19 protein-coding genes and 1 pseudogene are annotated in these 24,849 nt (G+C 35.5%); all 20 read left to right on the top strand.

Annotated elements, in window-relative coordinates:
* Positions 1-69: 69 nt before the first annotated feature.
* Positions 70-2,106, top strand: coding sequence for a flagellar biosynthesis protein FlhA (flhA, locus tag ACTYA4_RS10200; RefSeq protein WP_443481392.1), 2,037 nt, complete (start codon positions 70-72; stop codon positions 2,104-2,106).
* Entirely contained in the window at positions 2,103-3,260 is a 1,158-nt protein-coding gene (gene flhF / locus ACTYA4_RS10195) for a flagellar biosynthesis GTPase FlhF (protein ID WP_443481391.1), read from the top strand. The genes flhA and flhF overlap by 4 nt, the downstream gene beginning before the upstream one ends.
* A 2-nt stretch (positions 3,261-3,262) precedes the next feature.
* Positions 3,263-4,129: a MinD/ParA family protein gene (locus ACTYA4_RS10190; protein WP_443481390.1), complete on the top strand. Its 867-nt coding sequence runs from the start codon at positions 3,263-3,265 to the stop codon at positions 4,127-4,129.
* A gap of 9 nt (positions 4,130-4,138) precedes the next feature.
* On the top strand, positions 4,139-5,245 hold the full coding sequence (locus ACTYA4_RS10185; protein ID WP_443481389.1) for a protein-glutamate methylesterase/protein-glutamine glutaminase: 1,107 nt from the start codon (positions 4,139-4,141) through the stop codon (positions 5,243-5,245).
* A gap of 20 nt (positions 5,246-5,265) precedes the next feature.
* Positions 5,266-7,317, top strand: coding sequence for a chemotaxis protein CheA (locus tag ACTYA4_RS10180; protein WP_443481388.1), 2,052 nt, complete (start codon positions 5,266-5,268; stop codon positions 7,315-7,317).
* Between the two features lie 581 nt (positions 7,318-7,898).
* Complete coding sequence (locus ACTYA4_RS10175; RefSeq protein ID WP_443481387.1) at positions 7,899-8,369, top strand: chemotaxis protein CheW; 471 nt, start codon at positions 7,899-7,901, stop codon at positions 8,367-8,369.
* 3 nt (positions 8,370-8,372) lie between these two features.
* Complete coding sequence (locus tag ACTYA4_RS10170) at positions 8,373-9,014, top strand: chemotaxis protein CheC (RefSeq protein WP_443481386.1); 642 nt, start codon at positions 8,373-8,375, stop codon at positions 9,012-9,014.
* On the top strand, positions 9,007-9,504 hold the full coding sequence (locus ACTYA4_RS10165) for a chemotaxis protein CheD (RefSeq protein ID WP_443481385.1): 498 nt from the start codon (positions 9,007-9,009) through the stop codon (positions 9,502-9,504). The genes ACTYA4_RS10170 and ACTYA4_RS10165 overlap by 8 nt, the downstream gene beginning before the upstream one ends.
* A 340-nt stretch (positions 9,505-9,844) precedes the next feature.
* The gene (locus ACTYA4_RS10160) at positions 9,845-10,609 is read left to right on the top strand and encodes a FliA/WhiG family RNA polymerase sigma factor (protein ID WP_443481384.1); all 765 of its coding nucleotides are present in this window, start codon (positions 9,845-9,847) and stop codon (positions 10,607-10,609) included.
* A gap of 49 nt (positions 10,610-10,658) precedes the next feature.
* Positions 10,659-11,219, top strand: coding sequence for a hypothetical protein (locus ACTYA4_RS10155; protein WP_443481383.1), 561 nt, complete (start codon positions 10,659-10,661; stop codon positions 11,217-11,219).
* 144 nt (positions 11,220-11,363) lie between these two features.
* On the top strand, positions 11,364-12,065 hold the full coding sequence (rpsB, locus tag ACTYA4_RS10150) for a 30S ribosomal protein S2 (RefSeq protein ID WP_443481382.1): 702 nt from the start codon (positions 11,364-11,366) through the stop codon (positions 12,063-12,065).
* Between the two features lie 269 nt (positions 12,066-12,334).
* On the top strand, positions 12,335-13,219 hold the full coding sequence (gene tsf, locus ACTYA4_RS10145; protein WP_443481381.1) for a translation elongation factor Ts: 885 nt from the start codon (positions 12,335-12,337) through the stop codon (positions 13,217-13,219).
* Between the two features lie 243 nt (positions 13,220-13,462).
* On the top strand, positions 13,463-14,188 hold the full coding sequence (gene pyrH, locus ACTYA4_RS10140) for a UMP kinase (protein WP_443481380.1): 726 nt from the start codon (positions 13,463-13,465) through the stop codon (positions 14,186-14,188).
* Positions 14,188-14,745 (top strand): ribosome recycling factor, encoded by a 558-nt coding sequence (gene frr / locus ACTYA4_RS10135; protein ID WP_443481379.1) that lies wholly within the window; start codon positions 14,188-14,190, stop codon positions 14,743-14,745. Before pyrH ends, frr begins: the two co-directional genes overlap by 1 nt.
* 514 nt (positions 14,746-15,259) lie before the next feature.
* On the top strand, positions 15,260-16,036 hold the full coding sequence (gene uppS / locus ACTYA4_RS10130) for an undecaprenyl pyrophosphate synthase (protein ID WP_443481378.1): 777 nt from the start codon (positions 15,260-15,262) through the stop codon (positions 16,034-16,036).
* A 19-nt stretch (positions 16,037-16,055) separates the two neighbouring features.
* Entirely contained in the window at positions 16,056-16,850 is a 795-nt protein-coding gene (locus tag ACTYA4_RS10125) for a phosphatidate cytidylyltransferase (protein ID WP_443481377.1), read from the top strand.
* Positions 16,851-16,920: 70 nt separating this feature from the next.
* The gene (locus tag ACTYA4_RS10120) at positions 16,921-18,063 is read left to right on the top strand and encodes a 1-deoxy-D-xylulose-5-phosphate reductoisomerase (protein WP_443481376.1); all 1,143 of its coding nucleotides are present in this window, start codon (positions 16,921-16,923) and stop codon (positions 18,061-18,063) included.
* A 15-nt stretch (positions 18,064-18,078) separates the two neighbouring features.
* Positions 18,079-19,347, top strand: coding sequence for an RIP metalloprotease RseP (rseP, locus tag ACTYA4_RS10115; RefSeq protein ID WP_443481375.1), 1,269 nt, complete (start codon positions 18,079-18,081; stop codon positions 19,345-19,347).
* Positions 19,348-19,454: 107 nt separating this feature from the next.
* On the top strand, positions 19,455-21,155 hold the full coding sequence (locus tag ACTYA4_RS10110) for a proline--tRNA ligase (RefSeq protein WP_443481374.1): 1,701 nt from the start codon (positions 19,455-19,457) through the stop codon (positions 21,153-21,155).
* 455 nt (positions 21,156-21,610) lie between these two features.
* Positions 21,611-24,529 (top strand): annotated as a pseudogene (locus tag ACTYA4_RS10105) (PolC-type DNA polymerase III); the annotation flags it as partial.
* Between the last annotated feature and the right edge of the window lie 320 nt (positions 24,530-24,849).

Here is a 24,849-nt window from a genome sequence, read left to right as displayed (position 1 = left end):
AGATGAGAAGTAGATAGTATTAACAAAAAATTTGATTTAAATGTTTTGATTTAGTAAGGAGCGAAACATATGTCTGGTAGAGATCTTACCGTATTATTTAGTGTAATTTTAATTATTGCCATGCTGATTATTCCTTTTCCAACATGGATGTTAAGCTTTTTCATATTAATAAATATTACCTTGGCATTATTAATCCTTTTATTAACAATGAGTATGCGTGAGCCATTAGAATTTTCTATTTTTCCATCCATATTATTATTAATGACCTTATTTCGCCTAGGTTTAAATGTATCTACTACTAGATCGATTTTATCGACTGGCGACGCAGGTGGCGTTGTCCACACTTTTGGGACATTTGTGGTTGGTGGAAATATTGTAGTAGGTTTAGTCGTCTTTTTTATTTTAGTAATTATTCAATTTATTGTTATTACAAAAGGATCAGAGCGTGTATCCGAAGTTGCAGCAAGGTTTACATTAGATGCAATGCCTGGAAAGCAGATGAGTATTGATGCAGATTTAAACGCTGGAATCATTTCAGAACACGAAGCGAAAGCCCGCCGTGAAAAAGTAAGCAGAGAAGCTGATTTCTACGGTTCAATGGACGGAGCAAGCAAGTTTGTAAAGGGCGATGCGATTGCTGGAATTATTATTGTATTAATTAATTTAATTTTCGGTATCATTATTGGCATGACTCAGTTAGGTATGTCCATTGGCGATGCAGCAAATAATTTTTCGTTGATGTCCGTCGGGGATGGTATTGTCAGTCAAATACCAGCTCTTCTTATATCTACTGCAACTGGTATTATCGTAACAAGGGCAGCATCCGATGGAAATTTAGGGGCAGATATAACAAAGCAGCTATTAGCCTATCCAAAAATGCTGTATATTGCAGCAGGGACGATTTTTCTTTTAGGTTTAGTTACACCAATTGATGATATATTAACGATTCCGATTGCCGGCCTCCTTGTTTTTGGTGGATTTACTTTATCGAAAGTACCAAAACAAGATATGGAGCAAATGAAAGATATGGAAGAAGAATTACAAACGGATGAATTAAAAAGTCCTGAAAGTGTTGTTACGCTTTTAAATGTAGATCCTATCGAATTTGAATTTGGATACGGATTAATTCCACTTGCTGATGCTAACCAAGGTGGAGATTTATTAGATCGTGTTGTAATGATTAGAAGACAGTTGGCAATAGAATTAGGCCTCGTTATTCCAGTTGTAAGAATAAGGGACAATATTCAACTTCAACCAAATGAATATCGCTTGAAAATGAAAGGAAATGAAATGGCAAGAGGCGAGTTGCTGTTGGATCATTATTTAGCGATGAGTCCTGGAATGGAAGATGATTCTATTGAAGGAATAGATACAGTAGAGCCGTCTTTTGGGTTGCCAGCTAAATGGATTACGGAAAATACAAAAGAACAAGCAGAAATCTTTGGTTATACGGTCGTGGATCCTCCATCCGTTGTTTCGACTCATATTACTGAAGTGATAAAAGCAAATGCACATGAATTATTAGGAAGACAAGAAACAAAACAATTAGTCGATCATTTAAAAGAAACGTATCCTATTTTAGTAGAAGAAGTTACACCAAATCCTTTATCTATTGGAGATATTCAAAAAGTATTAGCAAAATTATTAAAAGAAAATATTTCGATTCGCAACTTGCCGATTATTTTTGAAACTTTAGCCGATTTCGGAAAAGTATCAAGTGATACGGATTTGTTGGCAGAGTATGTTAGGCAGGCATTAGCCCGTCAAATAACAAATCAGTACTCGGTAAATGGTGAGTCGTTAAAAGTGGTTACGTTATCAGGAAAAGTGGAGAAATTGATTGCAGATAATATTCAACAAACTGAGCATGGAAATTATTTAACGATTGACCCAAGCATGTCTCAATTAGTATTAGAAAGTGTAGCGTCCCAAGTAGAACAGTTATCGATAATGGAACAAATACCAATTGTATTATGCTCCCCAGCTGTGAGAATGTACGTTAGACAATTAACAGAGCGTTACTTCCCGCAAGTTCCTATATTATCGTATAACGAATTAGAAGCAAATGTTGAAGTACAAAGTGTAGGGGTGGTGAATATTGATTGAAAATAAAAAAATATACAGCGCAAAGCATGCCTGAAGCCATGAAAAAAGTTCGTGCTGAATTAGGAAACGATGCAATTATCTTACATTCGAAAGTAATTCATACAGGTGGATTTTTAGGTTTCTTCAAAAAAAGAAATATCGAAGTACTTGCGGCAATTGATCCTGGAGCGAATGTAGAAACAATACCTGTTAAAAAGAAAAAAATAAACATACTCCCACAAAAATTAGATGAAAATGCTGGGAAAGAAAAAAACTTGCTTTCTGCTGATGCGGATTTTTCAACAAACGAAGTAGTAAAGCAGCTAGAACAGTTAAATGATGCCGTTCAAGAAATCAGACAAAAAGATACAATCAGTCAAGTGGCCTTGCCGTTACCTGTGCAAACAGTAATTACATGTTTTGAAAAACAACATGTGGATCAACAGCTTCAAACAAAGATAACAAAAAAGATTGTAGAAAGATGGTATTTAGAAGGTGCGGACAAATCCATTCATGATGTAAAAAGCTGGGCAGAAGAGTATTTATATAATGAAATTTCTCCAAATTTATTTGGAGAATTATCTTTATCCAAAAAATTTATTAATGTGGTTGGTCCTACAGGAGTAGGGAAGACAACAACATTAGCTAAAATGGCTGCAAATTTTATGTTAAAGCATCAAAAAAAAATTGGATTTATTACGACAGATACTTACCGGATTGCAGCCATTGAACAATTAAAAACATATGCCAATATTTTAAATGTTCCATTAGAAGTTTGCTATAGCTTAGAGGATTTTGAATTGGCAGCCAAAAAACTAGAATCATGTGATGTAATTTTAATTGATACAGCCGGAAGGAATTTTCGGAATCAACAATACGTTGAAGATTTAAAAAAAGTGGTCGATTATAAGAGAGAGATGGAAACATTGTTAGTATTGTCTTTAACAGCTAAACAAGAGGATATGGAAGATATATATCAACAATTTTCAACGATTGATATTGATCATTTTATCTTCACTAAAATGGATGAAACATCCTCATATGGCAGTATGATTAATTTGATTGTTAAATATCAAAAGGGGGTTGCCTATTTAACAACAGGTCAAAATGTTCCTGATGACATGCTTTTAGCTAACCCAAAGGATATTGTAAAAAGAATAATTGGGGTTGATTAACAATGACAGATCAAGCTGCAATTTTACGAGAAAGAATTCAAAATTTTCATCGGGCTAATCATCAAAAAACTCTTGCTGTAGTAAGTGGTAAGGGAGGAGTTGGTAAATCAAATGTTTCTGTTAATTTTTCCCTGTCATTGATAAAAAAAGGATATTCGGTATTGTTAATTGATATGGATATAGGCATGGGGAATATTGATATTTTAATGGGAACACAATCAAATTTTACGATTGTGGATTATTTTGAAAATAAAGTATCTTTTTCTGAAATGATAATGGTAGGACCAAAAGGAATTCATTATATAGCAGGTGGATCAGGTTTATCAAATTTTGTCCAAATGGGACAGCAGAAGATGGATCGCTTTTTTTACGATTTTACTAGTTTTCTTAATCAATATGATTATGTCCTATTTGATATGGGCGCAGGCATCAACAATGATTCTTTATCTTTTATCCTATCTGTAGATGAAGTAATTGTGGTTACTACACCGGAACCAACATCCATTACAGACGCATATGCAGCAATGAAGTTTATCCATATTCATAATCAGGATCTTCCTTTTTATTTAGTTGTAAATCGTACAATCACTTCGCTTGATGGAAGAGAAACATTTCAAAAGCTAAAAAACGTTTTAAAACAATTTTTAGGAAAAGATGTAATAAGTTTAGGAATAATTCCCGATGACCACCAAGTTATGCAAGCAGTTAGAAAACAAATCCCCTTTATTATTTTTAATGAAAAATCAACAGCTGCTAAAGCTTTGTTCGAATTAACCGATAGATATTGTAAACAACAGTTTTCAGAACCTGCACAAAAAAATAAAACACATTTTGTGACAAAATTAAAGAGGTTTCTGTTTGAAAGGTAGTGCGTTTACATGGAGAAAATAAAAGTTTTAATAGTGGATGATTCTGCATTTATGCGTAAACTTATTGCTGATTTTCTCTCTGAGGATTCTCGTATTACAGTTGTTGGCACAGCAAGAAATGGCGAAGATGGTATACAAAAAATGAAAGAATTGCAACCTGATGTTGTCACATTGGATGTAGAAATGCCAGTGCTTGATGGATTGAGTGCATTGAAGCGGATTATGGAAGAAAATCCAGTTCCTGTTATTATGTTATCGAGTACAACAAAAGAAGGAGCAGATGATACAGTCCGTGCCATACAAATGGGGGCAATTGATTTTATTGGTAAGCCCTCTGGATCAATATCACTAGATTTATATAAAGTAAAACAAGAATTAGTAGAAAAAGTAGTCTCCGCAAGTAGTGTAAAGCTTAAAACGTTATTAAACATATCTGCAAACGGAAAAAGTACTATTATTCCGCAAACTGAATATAGTAAAATAGAACTAAGTAAAGAACATAAGATGAATCAAAAGTCTATTTTGCCTAACCATTTGAATAAAAAAGAAGAAAAACTTCTGTTAATAGGTACATCCACTGGTGGGCCCAAAGCACTTCAGCATGTTTTGACAAAACTGCCAAAGGATATTAATGCAGCGATTTTAATTGTACAGCATATGCCGCCGAATTTTACAAAATCGCTTGCAAATCGATTAGACTCTTTATGCACTATAACGGTTAAAGAAGCAGAAAATGGAGAACTAATTCAAAAGGGTGTTGCTTATATTGCTCCAGGAGGATTTCATTTAAAAGTCAAAATAATTGGAGGGAAGATTGCCATTCATTTAGATCAATCTGAACCAGTTAATGGTCATCGTCCATCCGTCGATGTATTGTTTCACTCTGTCAGTTTAATACATCATTACCCAAAAATAGCGGTAATTATGACTGGAATGGGTTCAGATGGTAAAAATGGATTATTGGCATTAGTAAACGCTGGTGAAATTACAGCAATTGCTGAATCAGAAGAAACTTCGATTGTTTTTGGAATGCCAAAAGCAGCCATTGCAACAACCTGTATTAATGAAGTTCAAAATGTAGAAAACATTGCAAAAACGATAATGAAATATGTATAACGCCAAGGGGTGTGAAGCAATTGGAAATGAATCAATATTTAGAGGTTTTTATAGAGGAAAGCAAAGAACATTTACAGGCTTGTAATGAACATTTACTAGAATTAGAAAAAAATCCGGGAAATATTCAAATTGTCAATGAAATATTTCGTTCTGCACATACGTTAAAAGGGATGTCTGCGACAATGGGATATGAAGACTTAGCAAGTCTAACCCATGAAATGGAAAATGTTCTGGATGCTATACGAAATCAAAAGATCACTTTTTCGCCTGAAATATTAGATGTTATCTTCTTAGCAGTTGATGATTTAGAAGCAATGGTAGAATCTATTGCCAGTGGTGGGGATGGCAAAAAGAATGTGGAAGCAGTTGTAACAAAATTAATTGCAATTGAAAAGAACGGGATGATTGAAACCCAAAATGTGGTGAAGGAAGAAGTTGCTGTTGCTGTTGCAGAAAAAAAACAACCGACTTCAAACTATGATGAATTTGAATTAACCATTTTACAACAATCTTCTGAACAAGGGTTTTATACATATGAAATCAATATCCGTTTAAAACAGGACTGTGTGCTGAAGGCAGCAAGAGTATATATGATTTTTGGAGTACTTGAGACTTTAGGTGAAGTCATTAAGTCCAATCCTCCTGTAGAAGAATTAGAAGAAGAAAAATTTGACTATCACTTTATCGTTACCTTTATTTCTAAAGAAGAGGAAAACATCATAAAAACAAAAATTATGAATGTATCGGAAGTAGAAGAGGTGGAAGTATCAGCTTTTTCTACCTATGAACTTGCGGCACCTGAAACAAAAGGCATTCAAGAAGAAAAGGCGTCTAAAGATAAAGAGGAAATCGATGCAATTGTAAATCAAGCAGAGCCAGAAAAAGAAGAAGTAAAGCAAGGAACAGGAACAGTTGCGAAACAAACTAGTAAAACAATTCGTGTAAATATTGAACGATTAGATATTTTAATGAATCTTTTTGAAGAATTAGTGATTGATAGAGGTAGATTAGAACAAATTTCTCAAGATTTGAATGACCAAGAACTACATGAAACAGTAGAAAGAATGTCTAGAGTAACAGGTGATTTGCAAAACATTATTCTAAATATGAGAATGGTTCCGGTAGAAACTGTTTTTAATCGTTTTCCACGTATGGTTCGTCAACTAGCAAGAGACTTAAACAAAAAAATAAACTTGGAAATAATTGGTGCAGAAACAGAATTGGATCGTTCCGTCATTGACGAAATTGGTGATCCCCTTGTTCATTTAATTAGAAACGCAATCGATCATGGGGTTGAAACACCAGAAGAACGAAGAGCGAATAATAAAAGAGAAGAAGGAACCGTTGTATTAAGAGCATACCATAGCGGTAACCATGTTTTTATTGAGCTTGAGGATGATGGAGCAGGCATTAATAAAAAGAAAGTGTTAGAGAGAGCGTTAAATAAAGGGTTGATTACGCAAGAGACAGCAAGTATTTTAACAGACTCGCAAATTGCAGAACTGATTTTAGCATCAGGTTTTTCAACAGCTGATAAAATATCTGATATCTCTGGTCGAGGGGTTGGATTAGACGTTGTCAAGAGCACAATAGAATCCCTCGGAGGAAGCATTACAATAGAATCTCAAGAAGGAAAAGGTTCATTGTTTTCTATACAATTGCCGCTAACTCTTTCTATTATTTCTGTCATGTTAGTAGAAATACAAGAGGAAAAATATGCAATTCCGTTATCTTCTATTATCGAAACAGCTATTGTTCATAAAAAAGATGTTCTGCAGGCACATAATCAAACGGTTATTGATTTTCGTGGAAAAGTAGTGCCTCTATTATTTTTAAAGGAAATATTTGAAGTTCCTTTAACAAGAGACGAAGATGAGTTTTATTCAGTCATCATTGTTCGAAAAGGAGATAAGCTAGCAGGATTGGTTGTTGATTCGTTTATTGGGCAGCAGGAGATTGTCTTAAAATCACTTGGTGGCTATCTATCCAATGCCTTTGCTATCTCAGGTGCTACTATATTAGGTGACGGGCAAGTTGCTTTAATTGTCGACTGTAATGCACTGATTAAATAGAAAAGCGGAAGCGCCTTGTACAGCCCCGAAGAAAAATGTTCTCTTGGCTCAAAAAGTGCTTTTTACTTTTAGAGCCAAGAGGCTATCTTTCACAGGGGCTAGGCGCTGGAGCTAGAAATAGAAAAGCGGAAGCGCCTTGTACAGCCCCGAAGAAAAATGTTCTCTTGTATTAAAAAGTGCTTTTACTTTTGGCTGTTTTCCTATAGATTGTTGCTTTTAAACGCGCAGCCTGAATACACTTCGTTTTCCGTGGGCGAGCGTCGAGCCTCCTCGTCACATACGCTCCTGTGGGGTCCGTCTTTCTCGCATTCCCACAGGAGTCTACGTGTATTCAGTCTGCTGAGTACTTCTTCTTCCATTTTATTACGTGAAAAACAACAAACTTTGAGAAAACAGCTTTACTTTTAGAGACAAGAGGCTATCTTTCACAGGGGCTAGGTGCTGGTTGACTAAGTACCCATGTCCTGTGACAAAGTCGATTGGCACGCATCCTTCGAGCCTGTAGCATTACCTGCATATAAGTACATCCTGTGCAATGGAGCTAGACAGTTAACTAACTTGATAGAGAGGAATGAAGGAGAATGGTAGAATCTGTTTCAACGGAAGTGAAATTAATTATTTTTGAATTAAAAGGAAAAGAATATGCAATCCCAGTAAATCAAGTGCGCTCGATTGAAAAAATTATGCATATTACCCGAATTCCTAATATAGCTCCTTTTGTTAAAGGCGTTATCAATCTTCGCGGTGTTGTAACACCACTGATTGATTTAAGAAAACGGTTTGATTTAGAGGAAAAAGAATATACTGAGCGTACGCGTATTATTATTATTGCGTTAGCTGATATAGAGGTTGGAGTTATTGTAGACAATGCAAATGATGTAGTCGATGTAGATACCGCAACATTTGAACCAGCACCAGAAGTGGTGGGCGGAACAGAAGTGGACTATATTAGCGGTGTCGTAAAGTTAGACAAAAGGCTGCTTATACTTGTGAATTTAGAAAAAGTTTTTGATCGAGAAGAATTAAAAAAATATACAAGAAGTGAAGGATAAATAATGGCATTTACGGATAAAATTGGTTCATTACACTTGGACGTTTTAAGGGAAATAGGGAATATTGGTGCAGGAAACGCTGCAACTTCCCTTTCAAAATTATTAAATAAAAAAATTGATATGAAGGTACCGAATGTTCGTATTGTTTCGTTTGATGAAATGATGGATATGGCAGGTGGAGCAGAAAATATCGTAGCAGGGGTTTTTTTAAGAATTGAAGGGGATGCACCTGGAAGCATGTTTTTTATGCTTCCGATTGAACAAGCAACCAGCTTTATTAAAGATTTAATTGGGGATGCTTCTTTACAGCTAGATAAGCCACCTTATGATGAATTAGCTTTATCTGCACTTCAGGAGCTTGGTAATATTCTATCAGGCTCCTATTTATCCTCATTATCCGATTTTACTAATTTATCTTTGTATCCGTCTGTACCATCGCTTGCAATTGATATGGTAGGTGCAATTATCAGTTATGGTTTGATAGAGTTATCTCAAGTCAGTGATTATGCGATTGTTATTAATACTGCCTTAAATGAAGAAGAAGATTCTTTATCTAAAAGTGTCAAAGGTCATTTTTTCTTGCTGCCAGATCCGGAATCGTTTACTATTTTGTTTGGAGCATTGGGAGTGACAGTAGATGATTGAACAAGAAACAGTTGTTAAAGTTGGCATAGCTGACATGAATACTGTACGCATTCCGCAAATGATACGAACATCAGGTTTAGGATCTTGTGTTGGGGTTGTTTTATATGATCAATTCAAAGGGATCGCAGGGTTGGCCCATATTATGCTTCCTGATTCTTCTTTATCAAAATCGCAGCCGTTAAATTTGGCGAAATTTGCTGACACGGCGATTATTGCCTTGGTTAAAAATTTAGAATTGTTGGGTGCAAAAAAGGCTTCATTAAAGGCGAAAATTGCTGGCGGGGCCCAAATGTTTCAGTTTTCAGGTTCAAGTGATATTATGAGAATTGGACCAAGAAATGTTGAGGCAGTAAAAAAAGAATTGCAAATCTTAAATATTCAGATTTGTGGAGAAGATGTTGGTGGCAATAGTGGAAGAACAATTGAATTTAATCCAGAAACTACCGAATTAACGATTCGGACAGTGAATAAAGGTACACAGATTATATAAAAAATGAATAAAATAGAAAATAACAAAGGATGTTCCAAACTAAAAATTGTAGTTCTATCGCCTATTTTTTGCATCTTACTTATTTAAGGCATTAAGGAAGTGATGGAGCTCCAAATAATGGAAACATCTTTTTTATATGGGTTTTTTGTCCTATTTTTCAAAAAAATCATGATGAATAAAGTCTAATTTCTAATCTTTTGATAAAATTTAAACAAGTATATAAATGTTTTGTACAAAGATTAGTTTGGAATATAAATAGAAGCGGAAAAATACTTCTTCATCTTTTAAAATGGAAAAGCTAAATCGTTCAAATGAAATGTAGTTTTTAGGAGGAAAAATCATGGTAAATGATTCAACAACAGAGGACAAAAATGCATGGGGTATGTGGATTGCTTCACGTGATAAAAATGCTGGCAATCGATTAATAAAAAAATATATACCATTAGTAAGTTTTCATGTACAAAGAATATCTGTTGGACTCCCAAAAAGTGTTTCAAGAGAAGAATTATATAGTTTAGGTTTGATAGGATTGTATGATGCATTAGAAAGATTTGATCCGAAAAGAGATTTGAAATTTGATACATATGCATCTTTTCGAATAAGAGGAAGTATTATCGATGGTTTAAGAAAAGAAGATTGGCTATCAAGAGGCACTAGAGAGAAGTCTAAAAAAATAGAAGCAGCAATCGAACGGCTTGAACAACAAAAAATGAGAAATGTAACGGTTCAGGAAATAGCTCATGAATTAGCGCTTACTCCAGAAGAAGTCTATTCAACGATGAACGAACATTTTTTTGCTAATGTGCTTTCTATTGATGAACAACTAAATGACCAAGAGGATAAAGAAGGACCTTCCTTCGTTATTCGAGACGATAAAACGATCATTCCGGAAGAGAAACTATTGAAGGATGAATTGATTCAAGAAATGGCAAGTATGATTTCATTATTAAATGATAAAGAGCAGCTAGTTATCAGCTTATTTTACAAAGAAGAATTGACATTAACGGAAATAGGACAAGTAATGAACTTATCGACATCAAGAATTTCTCAAATACATTCAAAGGCAATTTTTAAATTAAGACAATCATTAGAAAAGGTAATGTAATTGGAATGGATGTACGTGATGATCGATTACAGTGGATTGAGGGATAGTTTTGATTACATTTTTATTAATTTTAAGTTTTATATTTAATATTTTGGCTTTTTTATTCATTGCACTTCTGTATGTAAGACAAAATCGATTTGTTATGCTTGAAAAACAACAAAAACAGTCCGTGGAAGAAGTAGAAAATATTATTGCTGCTTTTATTGTAGAAATGAAAGAAGAAAACGAGCTGTTTCTTCAAAAGATAGTAACGGTAGAAAAAAATAGACAAGAAGCACCGAAAAAAGAAGAGGAAGAAATAGAAGAGCTTCATGCAGATTTTTTAGAAAAAGAGAATGCTGTAAAAAAAATACGTTTATCAAAAAAACAAGCAGCAAATGTTTATCAAAAAACAGTTGATATGCAGCAGGCAGAAAAAGAGAATGCAGACGAATTATTAGAGTTAATTTTACCTTTAGAAAAGGAAGAAACAAAAGAAAAATCATTTTTTGAAAAGGTAATAGATCTAAAGGACCAAGGGAAAAAAACGGATGAAATTGCAAAAATATTAAATAAAGGGAAAACTGAAATAGAATTATTATTGAAATTTAGACAAAAAGATGAAGAATAACTTGATTGTCTACTATACATATGCTATATTAACAAATGGTGTTAATACACACGCTTTTGGATTTAATCAATGGTGCTGTATCAATACAGTTTTGATTAAAAATGAAAAAAGCGGAGGAAATCAAAACCATTAGGAGGAACAAACATGTCAGTTATTTCAATGAAACAATTACTTGAGGCTGGTGTACATTTTGGTCACCAAACTCGCCGTTGGAACCCAAAAATGAAAAAATTCATTTTTACAGAGCGTAACGGCATTTACATCATCGACCTTCAAAAAACAGTTAAAAAGGTTGAGGAAGCTTATAACTATGTAAAAGAAGTTGCTGGTAACGGCGGAACTATTCTTTTCGTAGGAACAAAAAAGCAAGCACAAGATTCAGTTAAAGAAGAAGCAATCCGTTCTGGTCAATACTTTGTAAACCAACGTTGGTTAGGTGGAACTTTAACAAACTTTGAAACAATTCAAAAACGTATCGCACGTTTAAAAGACATTGAAAGAATGTCTGAAGACGGTACTTTTGAAGTACTTCCGAAAAAAGAAGTAGTTCAATTGAAAAAAGAGCTTGAGCGTTTAGAAAAGTTCTTAGGCGGAATTAAAGATATGAAAAAAATTCCAGATTGCTTATTTATTGTTGACCCACGCAAAGAGCGCATTGCTGTTGCGGAAGCTCATAAATTAAATATTCCGATTGTTGGTATTGTTGATACAAACTGTGATCCAGACGAAATTGATGTTGTTATTCCTGCGAATGATGACGCAATCCGTGCTGTAAAATTATTAACTGCAAAAATGGCAGATGCTATTTTAGAAGCTAAACAAGGTGAAGAAGTAACAACTGCTTAATAGAAATACAAGTAGTTTTATGAAAAGAAAACCTAGTGTAAACTAGGCACCAAGTTTAGGGACTTGTAAAAAAGGTGATAAAGGGCATCCCTCTTATCACCTTTTTTTAAAGAATAGTGCTTAAAAGTGTGAGTTCAAAAAGGTAACAAATTAGAAGTAAGCCAACGAAGAGATTAGAGGCTTTAATTTGGTGACTTTTTGAATATCCTCTAAATTAAAAATAATTGGTTAAAAAAATAGTACATAATCATACAAGGAGGCTAACTACTATGGCTGTTACAGCTCAAATGGTTAAAGAACTACGTGAAAAAACTGGTGCTGGAATGATGGATTGCAAAAAGGCACTAACAGAAACTAATGGTGATATCGATAAAGCGATTGACTTTTTACGTGAAAAAGGAATTGCAAGCGCAGCTAAAAAAGCTGACCGCGTTGCTGCTGAAGGTTCTACTTATATCTCTGTAGAAGGAAACGAAGCAATTATTCTTGAAGTGAACTCTGAAACAGATTTCGTTGCGAAAAACGAAGGATTCCAAGTTTTAGTAAAAGAACTTGCTGCGCACTTACTACAAAACAAACCAGCATCTGTGGAAGAAGCACTTACACAAAACTTCACTGAAGGTACAACTGTTGAAGCACATATCAATGCTGCAATTGCTAAAATTGGAGAAAAATTATCTCTTCGTCGTTTTGAAATCAAAACAAAAACAGATAATGATGCATTTGGTGCATACCTTCATATGGGTGGACGCATTGGTGTGTTAACTGTTCTTGAAGGAACAACTGAAGAAGCTCCTGCAAAAGATGTTGCTATGCATATCGCTGCATTAAACCCAAAATACGTTTCTCGTGATCAAGTTTCTGCAGAAGAAGTGGCACATGAGAAAGAAGTATTAACGCAGCAAGCATTAAATGAAGGAAAACCAGAAAAAATCGTTGCTAAAATGGTAGAAGGCCGTTTAAGTAAATATTTTGAAGATGTTTGTGTACTTGATCAAACTTTCGTTAAAAACCCTGATCAAAAAGTACGTCAATTCGTTGAATCAAAAGGTGCAACTTTACGTGAATTCGTTCGTTATGAAGTAGGAGAAGGAATTGAAAAACGTGAAGATAACTTCGCAGAAGAAGTAATGAACCAAGTAAACAAAAAGTAAGTAACATTTTTTATAAAAGCTTTCTATAGGGAACACAATTGTGTTCCCTATTTTTAAAGAGGGAGTATCACATTTTTCAACATAGATGAGTGTCTAGCTCCGACGCCTAGCCTCTGTGAAAAATAACCTCTTGGCTCTAAAAATAAAAAGCACTTTTTGAGCCAAGAGAACACTTTTCTTCAGGGCTTACAAGGCGCCTGCGCTTTTCGCTTTCAAGATATTTTAAATCAGGCGGAGGTTTCCATGAGTAATCCAAAATATAAACGTGTTGTTCTTAAATTAAGTGGGGAAGCATTAGCAGGGGAGGCTGGATTCGGAATTAATCCAGCTGTAATAAAAAATGTAGCTAAACAAGTGAAAGAAGTTGCTGAGCTAGGTGTAGAAGCTGCTGTTGTTGTCGGTGGTGGCAATATTTGGCGTGGTAAAATCGGAGAAGAAATGGGAATGGACCGTGCTAATGCCGATTACATGGGAATGCTTGCGACAGTAATGAACTCTTTAGCACTTCAAGATAGCTTAGAACAACTAGGAATTGAAACACGTGTACAAACTTCTATTGAAATGAGACAAGTTGCAGAACCTTATATCAGAAGACGTGCAATTCGCCATTTAGAGAAAAAGCGTGTTGTGATTTTTGCAGCTGGAACAGGAAATCCTTATTTCTCTACTGATACTACAGCTGCACTTCGCGCTGCGGAAATTGAAGCAGAAGTTATTTTAATGGCGAAAAACAATGTAGATGGAGTATACTCTGCTGATCCAAGAATAGATAAAACAGCGGTGAAATTTGATCAATTAACTTATTTTGATGTAATTAAAGATGGACTCGCGGTAATGGATTCAACGGCTTCCTCATTATGTATGGATAATGATATCCCATTAATTGTATTTTCTATTATGGAAAATGGTAATATTAAAAAAGCGGTAATGGGTGAAACAATCGGAACTTTAGTAAGGGGGAAAAAATAATGGCGACACAAGTTATTTCTCAAACAAAAGAAAAAATGAATAAGGCAATTCAAAGCTATTCTCGTGAATTAGCAAGCATTCGTGCAGGACGCGCTAACGCTTCACTTTTAGACAGAATTTCAGTTGACTATTACGGAGCACCAACTCCTGTCAATCAATTGGCTGGTATTAGTGTACCAGAAGCAAGACTTCTTGTTATTCAACCATATGATAAATCGGTATTAGGCGAAATCGAAAAAGCGATTTTAAAATCAGATATTGGTTTAAACCCGTCCAACGATGGAAGTGTGATCCGATTATCTATTCCAATGTTAACAGAGGAACGCCGTAAAGAATTAGTGAAAAATGTAAAAAAAGAATCAGAAGAAGCAAAAGTAGCAATCCGTAACATTCGCCGTGATGGTAATGATGATTTGAAAAAATTAGAAAAAAATGGAGAAATTACGGAGGATGCTCTTCGTGGCTATAATGATGATATTCAAAAATTAACGGATGAATTTATCAGCAAAGTAGATGCTCTTACAAAAGAAAAAGAAAAAGAAATATTAGAAGTGTAAGATGTGTTAACCTTTTCATTTTGTTTGAAAGCGATTGACGGATCACCACACGAATCTTTGTGAGGAGCTTAAGTTATTTGATGGTAATGAGCACCTGAGGAAGGAGAAACATTTTTTGACAGCCAAAACTGCTGGTTATGGCATTTGTAAATGTAGGCTGACGGAAAATGGATATCTTTTAGGTGTGCAGCCTTTGGTGTTTCCTTTTGGAGAAAAGGTTCCAAAAAAGTGAGTGTTTGTCAATCGTCTAAACCCTCTAATTTTAGGGGGTTTTTTAGCTATTATGATGTAAAAATAAACTGATAGTTGCTTAAGCGATTCCGTTTCCTTTAAGATAGAAAGGGAAACTTCTATTTTAGTGTGTGTTCAAAAAGGTAATAAAATAGAAGCAGGTCAACAAAGAGATTCGAACCTTTCATTTGGTGACTTTTTGAACATCCGCTTTTAGAGGAGAAATATGCAATAGCAAATAAAAGCAAGAAAAAGAGAGGATTTACTTTGGAGGAGCTATTTTATGTGGAATAAGCTAACGTTTTGGAAGAAGAGAGTTGTTTCTTCTAATCTCCAAGAACGGATTACTTTCCTGAAGCAACAAACGATGCCAGAACATGTTGCTATTATTATGGATGGAAATGGCCGTTGGGCAAAAAAAAGAAAACTGCCAAGAGTGGCTGGTCACCATGAAGGAATGAAATGTGTAAAAAGAATAACAAAATTGGCGGATGAATTAGGAATAAAGGTATTAACCCTTTATGCTTTTTCAACGGAAAACTGGAAAAGACCAAAAAAAGAAGTCGATTATATTATGTCATTGCCTGAACAATTTCTCGGTACGTTTCTGCCTGAGTTAATAGAAAAAAATGTTCGTGTAACATCGATAGGCTACACCGAACAATTACCCCAGCATACGCTGAAAGCTTTAGAAAATGCGGTGGAAAAGACGAAAAACAATACAGGGCTTATTTTAAACTTCGCCTTGAATTATGGAAGCAGATTAGAAATTGTTGAAGCGGTGAAAAATATAGTAAACGATTGTCAAGAAAAGAAGATAGATGGAAAAGAGATAACACCAGAGTTGTTTTCATCCTATTTAATGACATCAGATCTATCTGATCCTGATTTACTTATCCGTACTAGCGGGGAAATTAGAATCAGTAACTTTATGATGTGGCAGCTTGCGTATGCTGAATTATGGTTTACAGATGTATTGTGGCCTGATTTTAGTGAAGAACATTTAGTTGAAGCTATTGAAGTATTCCAAAACAGACAAAGACGTTTTGGAGGAGTCTAATAAGGGTTGTGAATGTAATATGAAACAGAGAATTATAACAGCGATAATAGCAGCAGGCTTATTTCTTCCTTTTGTTTTTATTGGTGGATTGCCGTTAGTGCTGTTTACATTCTTAATGTCAGCAGTTGGTTTGTTTGAATTATTAAGAATGCGAAAGATCCGCCTTTTCTCCTTTCCAGGATTACTTTCTTTATTAGTAGTTTGGATCTTTATTTTACCAAAAGAGTATCATCGTTTCTTGGAGGACATTTTTTTATCTAAAACGGAGATTGGATTATTTACGGTACTTCTTTATTTAACATATGTGGTTGCTTCTAAAAATCAATTTTCAATTGATGATGCTGCCTATTCTATTTTATCTGTACTTTATATGGGCGTAGGTTTACACTTTTTTGTGGAAGTGCGAGAGGCAGACTTATGGATTCTCTTTTATTCACTATTTATGATATGGGCAACAGATTCAGGCGCCTATTTTATAGGACGAGCATTTGGAAGAAGGAAATTATGGCCAGAAATCAGTCCCAACAAAACGGTTGAAGGTGCAATTGGAGGAATCGTTTGCGCCGTTGTCGTTTCTGTTCTATTTAGTGCTTTTGGTTACATAGAATGGTATATAATAGCGTTTATAACGATTATCTTATCTGCTTTTGGACAAATTGGAGATTTAGTGGAGTCTGCATTAAAAAGACATTATGAAGTCAAAGATTCAGGGAAGCTATTGCCTGGACATGGTGGAATATTAGATCGTTTTGATAGTTTATTATTTGTTTGGCCATTACTATTTTTTATCTTTGATGCTTTCTCATTGATTTAACTATTTCTTCTTTAAATAGTAAACAAGAATAATCACATTTTTTAGAAGTATACATAGTAGGAGTGAGGTAGTGAAGTATATTAGTTTATTAGGTGCAACAGGATCTATTGGGACACAAACGCTGGATGTCATAAAAACTAATCCAGAACACTTTCAGCTTGTTGCATTTTCCTCAGGTAAAAATATCGAGTTGACGAAAAAAATTATTACAGAATTTCAACCGTCTCTTGTTTCTGTTGCCGATAAAAAAGATTGTGATATGCTAAAACAAGCATTTCCTCGTATTTCTTTTACATATGGACAAGAAGGCTTAGTTGAGGTTTCTGTTTATCACAAAGCGGATATACTGGTAAACGCTGTATTAGGAAGTGTAGGACTTCTGCCGACATTGCAGGCGATTGAAGCAAAAAAGAAGATTGCGATTGCCAATAAAGAAACATTAGTAACGGCAGGACATTTAGTAATGGATGCTGCGAAAAAAAATAATGTTGCAATTTTACCTGTAGACAGTGAACATTCTGCTATTTATCAATGTTTGCAAGGAGAAAACGAAAAAAATATAGAGCGCTTGATTGTAACTGCTTCTGGAGGCAGCTTTCGTGATTTAACAAGAGCTGATTTAAAGCATGTTACGCTGGAAGATGCACTAAAGCATCCAAATTGGTCGATGGGGGCAAAAATAACAATCGATTCTGCTACGATGATGAATAAAGGTCTGGAAGTAATAGAAGCGCATTGGCTATTTTCTCTTCCATACGATAAAATTGATGTGTTGCTTCATAAAGAAAGCATGATACATTCTATGGTAGAATTCCATGACAGCAGTGTGATGGCACAGCTTGGTTCTCCAGATATGCGGGTGCCGATTCAATATGCATTAACCTTTCCTGATCGATTGCCATTACGAACAGCTCAAAGATTGGATTTAGCAAGTATAGGGAAGCTTCATTTTCAAACGATGGACTTAGAACGATTCCGATGTCTTGCGTTTGCCTATGAAGCAGGAAGGCTTGGCGGAACAGTGCCAACCGTTTTAAATGCAGCAAATGAAATAGCTGTAGCGAAATTTTTAGCAGGTGAAATTAGCTTTTTGCAAATCGAAGAGCTGATTGAAAAAGCAATAAGCAAGCATCAAAATATAGCAAACCCGAGTCTTGCTGTCATACAAGAGGTAGATTTAGAAACAAGAAAACGAGTAAGCACACTTCTATAAAAAGGTGGTTATATTTTGAATACAGTAGTGGCGTTTATTATTATCTTTGGTGCATTAGTCTTTTTTCACGAGTTAGGCCATTTTGTTTTTGCGAAAAGAGCAGGCATTCTTTGCCGTGAGTTTGCAATAGGGTTTGGTCCGAAAATTTTTTCACAAAAAAAAGGAGAAACCACGTATACCATTCGTCTATTGCCTCTTGGAGGATTTGTACGAATGGCTGGTGAAGATCCAGAAATGGTTGATATAAAAGCGGGACATCGAATTGCTTTGTTATTCGACAAGGATGAGCATGTTTCCAAAATTATTATTAATCAGAAAGAAAAATATCCGAATGCCCGTGTTGTAAATGTGGAAGAAGCTGATTTAGAACAGGAGCTATTTATAAAAGGATATGCTGAAGACGATATAAATGAAAATATGGTTGTTTTTCCTATTAAAAGAAATGCTGTTATCGTGGAAAACGGCATTGAATCACAAATAGCACCAATAGATCGTCAGTTTGCAAGTAAAACACTAGGACAAAGAACATTAGCAATTGTTGCTGGTCCGTTAATGAACTTTGTTTTAGCATTTGTTATCTTTGTATTAATCGCTTTGATTCAAGGGATTCCTTCAAACGAACCTAAATTAGGTAATTTAATTGAAAATGGAGTGGCCCATAACGCTGGTTTAAAACAAGGAGATACAATTGTTAGTATTGATGGAGAATCTGTTTCTAGTTGGAAAGAAGTAGTGAAAATTATTCAGAAAAGCCCAGGTGAAGATTTGCAATTTGCATTATTTCGAAATGGGAAAGAACTGAATATGGATATTACTCCAAAAGCAACAAAAACAGAAGAGGGGAAAACAATCGGCTTAATTGGTGTGTATAGTCCAACGGAGAAATCTCCCCTTAAAGCAGTAAAATATGGCGCAGTGGAAACGTATGTTTGGACGAAAGAAATTATTGGTGCTGTTGGTAAGTTAGTAACAGGACAATTTTCTATTGATGCTCTATCTGGACCAGTAGGAATATACAAATCAACGGATACAGTTGCCCAATCAGGTATTTATTATTTAATGAAGTGGGCAGGTATTTTAAGTATTAACCTCGGAATTATGAACTTGCTTCCGTTTCCAGCACTGGATGGAGGCAGATTGATGTTTTTTGCAATTGAAGCAGTTCGAGGAAAACCAATTGATCGTCATAAAGAAGGAATCGTTCATTTTGTAGGTTTCGCACTATTGATGTTATTAATGATTGTTGTAACATGGAATGATATACAACGATTTTTCTTGAAATAGGGAAGTAAAAAGGAAACGATAAAAAAGTGGGGGACAGAGTATCCCTCACTTTTAGTTGGTCATTTTCCGATAATAAAGAAAACCATTTTATATTGAGGTGTAAATACATGAAGCAAAGTAAAATGTTAATACCAACTTTAAGAGAAGTGCCTGCAGATGCAGAAATAAAAAGTCATCAGCTACTTTTGCGTGCTGGCTATATTCGCCAAAACGCAAGTGGCATATATTCTTATTTGCCATTAGCAAATAAGGTAATTAAAAAAATTGAACAAATTATTAGAGAAGAAATGGATGCAGCTGGTGGAGTTGAACTATTAATGCCTGCCATGCAGCAAGCAGAACTATGGCAAGAATCTGGAAGATGGTATACATACGGGCCAGAATTAATGCGTATAAACGACCGACATGGCCGCGAGTTTGCATTAGGTCCAACACATGAGGAAGTCATTACAAGTTTAGTGCGTGATGAAGTAAAGTCATATAAACGATTGCCATTAACCCTTTACCAAATCCAAACAAAATTCAGGGATGAAAAAAGACCAAGATTTGGAATATTGCGCGGTCGTGAATTTATTATGAAGGATGCTTATTCATTCCATTCCTCACATGAAAGCTTAGGAGAAGCGTATGATGCAATATTCCAAGCATATTGCAATGTGTTCGAACGCTGTGGTTTAAACTATCGTGCAGTGATTGCTGACAGCGGAGCAATAGGCGGAAAAGATACACATGAATTTATGGTATTATCAGATATTGGCGAAGACACAATTGCATATTCAACAGAATCTAATTATGCAGCAAATATCGAAATGGCTTCAGTTGTTACAACTTATGAAAAAGCGGACAAGCCACTTAATGATTTAGAAAAAGTAAAAACGGAAAATCAAAAAACAATCGATCAAGTTTCTTCTTTTTTAAATACTACTGCTGATCAATGCATTAAGTCTTTATTATTTAAAGTAGATGATAAATATGTATTAGTTTTAGTTCGAGGAGATCATGAAGTAAACGACATTAAAGTGAAAAACTTATTAGATGCAGATGTTGTAGAGTTAGCGGATGCATCACAAACGGTAAATATATTAGGCTGCAGTGTTGGTTCACTTGGACCGATTGGCGTACAAGATGTAGAAATAATTGCAGATCATGCAGTAAAATCTATTGTGAACGGTGTATGTGGTGCAAACGAAGAGGATTTCCATTATACGAATGTGAATCCTGATCGTGATTTTTCTGTCAGTCAATATGCGGATCTTCGCTTTATTCAAGAAGGAGATATATCACCAGACGGAAAAGGAACAATTGCTTTTGCAAAAGGAATTGAAGTTGGCCATGTTTTCAAATTAGGAACACGTTACAGTGAAGCGATGGGTGCTACGTATTTAGATGAGAATGGACGTACACAGCCAATTATTATGGGCTGCTATGGAATCGGTGTTTCCAGAACGATGGCAGCTATCGTCGAACAGTTTAATGATGATAAAGGGATTGTGTGGCCAACTCATATGGCGCCATTTGATGTTCATGTAATACCTGTTAATACAAAGGACGCTGCTCAAAATACATTAGCAGATAAATTATATCAACAACTGAAAGCAAATGGTTTGGATGTATTATTAGACGACCGTACAGAACGACCAGGTGTTAAATTTGCTGATTCGGATTTAATGGGACTTCCTGTCAGAGTTACAGTAGGGAAAAAAGCTTCAGAAGGTATTGTAGAAGTAAAAGTGAGAAGTACTGGCGAAGTGCTAGAAGTACATGAAAACGAATTACTTGAGACAATTTCGAATCTATTAAACCAATAAAATAAAAAGGGTGATGCCATATCAATATCGCATCACCCTTTTTTCTGTCAGGCTGTTTTCTCAAAGTTTGTTGTTTTTTACGTAAAAAAATGAGAGAAGAAGTACTCAGCAGACTGAATACACGTAGACTCCTGTGGGAATGCGAGAAAGACGAGACTTAAGCAGAGCGTATGCGACGAGGAGTCTCGACGCTCGCTAAACGGACGAAGTGTATTCGGGCTGCGAGTTTAAAAGCAACAATCTATACGAAACAGCCTTCTGTCAAGATAGAAATGAAGAAAGCTTGCTGTTAATAAATGGCAGTAGTGCAGTCACTTATAGTATGGTAAAGTAGAGTTTTGTGTTTTAAATGTGTAAACAAGATTCATAGGGTAATATGCTATAATTATTTCTATGCTGCTTCCTATTAGGAGCAGTGAAGATAAGTGAAAAATGAGTATGAAAGGAGAGGGAAAATGAGCGATATACAAGGGAAAATCGATAGGTTTCAACTATTGCTGCAGCAGCTTCAATTAACAGATGACCAAATCGTTTCCCATTTTCATCATGCGAAGATAGACAAAATTGTGATTGAAAAACGTGCGAAAAAATGGCATTTTCATTTTCTATTTGACAACATTCTTCCATTTCAAGTGTATCAACTTTTTACAAAAAAACTGATCAGCAGTTTTTCCCATATTGCCACCGTCACCTTTTCAATAAATGTTCAACATGCATTGGCAACAGATATGCTGATAAACGATTATTGGTATGCTTGTATTGAACAAATGCAAGGAATATCTCCTCCACTTATAAAATTATTAAGTGAACAGTTTCCTAAAATACAAGGAAATAAATTAACGATTTCTGTTCGTAATGATATGGAAGGAATTGCGATAAAAAGAAAATATGCACAAATGATTACCGATTCGTATCAGTATTTCGGTTTTCCTCCTTTTGTTTTAGAAACAGAAATTCAACAAGAGGCTTCCAATGCTGAATATGAACAATTTTTACAAGCGAAGCAATTAGAAGACCAGGAAAGAGGCAAACAAGCACTTCTTGATATTCAGAAAATGGAAGCTGAAAAAGAAGCAAATGATGGAAATATTCCAGCAGGGCCGCTTACAATCGGGCTGACCATTAAAGATGACAGCGACTATCGCAAGATTGAGGAAATTATTGATGAGGAAAGACGGATTACGGTCGAAGGATATGTATTCCATGCTGAAACAAAAGAGCTGCGCAGTGGAAGAACGCTATTAACCTTTAAAATCACGGATTATACAAGCTCTATCTTAGTAAAAATGTTTTCTCGGGACAAAGAAGATGCTGCCCTTTTCCAATTGGTTAAAAAGGGAATGTGGCTAAGAGCTCGCGGCAGTATTCAAAATGACACATTTGTTCGTGATTTAGTGATGATCGGCAATGACTTAAATGAGATTAGAGCGATTGAAAGACAAGATACATCTAAAGATGAGGAAAAAAGGGTGGAATTGCATCTGCATACACCGATGAGCCAAATGGATGCAGTATCTTCTGTTGGCAACCTTGTCGCACAAGCGAAGAAATGGGGTCATAAAGCAATTGCCATCACAGATCATGCTGTTGCCCAAAGTTTTCCCGAAGCATTTGGCGCTGGGAAAAAAAATGATATAAAAATATTGTATGGTGTGGAAATTAATTTAGTAGATGATGGAGTTCCAATTGCCTACAATGAGCAGAACATTCCTTTGCAGGATGCAACATATGTTGTTTTCGACGTCGAAACAACCGGTCTTTCAGCTGTTTATAATACGATTATTGAACTTGCAGCAGTAAAAATTCATAATGGCGAAATTATTGATCGGTTTGAATCATTTGCCAACCCACATCACCGCTTATCTGCAACAACGATAAATTTAACTGGCATTACCGATGATATGGTACAGGATGCTCCAGAAATTGATATTGTGCTTCGCAAGTTTGCTGAATGGACAGGAGACAGCATTCTTGTTGCCCATAACGCATCCTTTGATGTGGGATTTATTAATGTAGGCTACCAAAAAGCAGGAATGGCGAAATCAACCAATCCAGTAATAGATACATTAGAGTTAGGGAGATTTTTGTATCCAGAATTAAAGAATCACCGCTTAAATACATTGGCGAAAAAATTTGATATTGAACTCACACAGCATCACCGTGCGATATATGATGCAGAAGCAACTGGTTATTTAGTATTAAAAATGTTAAAAGATGCGGAAGAAAAAGGGATTACGAATCATAATCAATTAAATGATAATATGGGGCAGGGAAACTCCTATCAACGGGCACGTCCTTATCATTGTACTGTGCTTGCTCAAAATGAAACGGGCTTAAAAAATCTTTTTAAATTAGTATCGATTGCCCATATTAACTATTTTTATCGTGTACCACGAATTCCAAGGTCTGTTCTGCAAAAATATCGTGAAGGACTGTTAATTGGCTCTGCATGCGATAAAGGGGAAGTCTTTGAAGCGATGATGCAAAAAGCGCCGGAGGAAGTAGAAGACATTGCCCCATTTTATGATTATATAGAAGTGATGCCGAAAGAAGTTTATGCCCATTTAATTGAAATGGAACTTGTTCAGGATAATAAAGCATTAGAAGAAATTATCACGAATATTGTTCAATTAGGCGAAAAATTAGAAATACCGGTTGCAGCGACAGGAAATGTTCATTATGTTAATCCAAATGATAAAATTTATCGAGAAATTTTAGTAGGGTCACAAGGTGGAGCCAATCCGCTTAACAGACATAAACTTCCGGATGTTCATTTTCGGACAACAAACGAAATGCTCGACTGCTTCCGCTTTCTAGGAGAAGACAAAGCAAAAGAAATAGTCGTCACAAACACGAATAAAATTGCTGATATGATTGATGTTATTAAGCCGATCAAAGATGATTTGTATACACCGAAAATTGAAGGCGCAGATGAAGAAATGCGTGAGATGAGCTACGGGATGGCTCGGAAAATCTATGGAGAAAACCTTCCGGAAATTGTAGAAGCAAGACTGGAAAAAGAATTAAAAAGCATTATCGGCCACGGGTTTGCTGTTATTTATTTAATCTCACATAAACTCGTAAAAAAATCACTTGATGACGGTTATCTTGTTGGTTCCCGTGGTTCCGTTGGTTCTTCCTTTGTTGCAACAATGACAGAAATAACGGAGGTAAATCCACTGCCGCCGCATTATGTCTGCACTGAATGCAAACAGTCTGAATTTTTTAATGACGGCTCTGTCGGTTCAGGATTTGATTTGCCCGATAAAGACTGTCCAAATTGCGGAATACGCTACAAAAAAGATGGACACGATATCCCCTTTGAAACATTCTTAGGATTTAAAGGGGATAAGGTACCGGATATTGATTTGAGTGCGCCACGTTGCTAATTGAAAAGATTAGCCACTAGTTTAATACTAGGAGAACTGTTAACTTGAAGTGTGGAATGATTGAGTAACGCCTTGAAACACACTCACTGAAACTGCGGCAAGCAATGGATGCAATGTAAATAGCTGAAATTGTTTGGAGCCCGCTAAAGTCGGCTGAAGTTTACCCTAGCACATAATGGTGAGGAAAGACCGAGTAGGGTTGTAAATGATAGGCCGGGTGTCTATAAGACTTCTATGGTTAGAATGGTTAGAGTTATCTGGACGAATCCTCGACTGACTCTTCGTGAATGTCACTAAGTAGAAAT

This window comes from Niallia yueguangensis (genome assembly GCF_052663115.1).
This window is presented reverse-complemented; position numbering and strand designations above follow the sequence as displayed.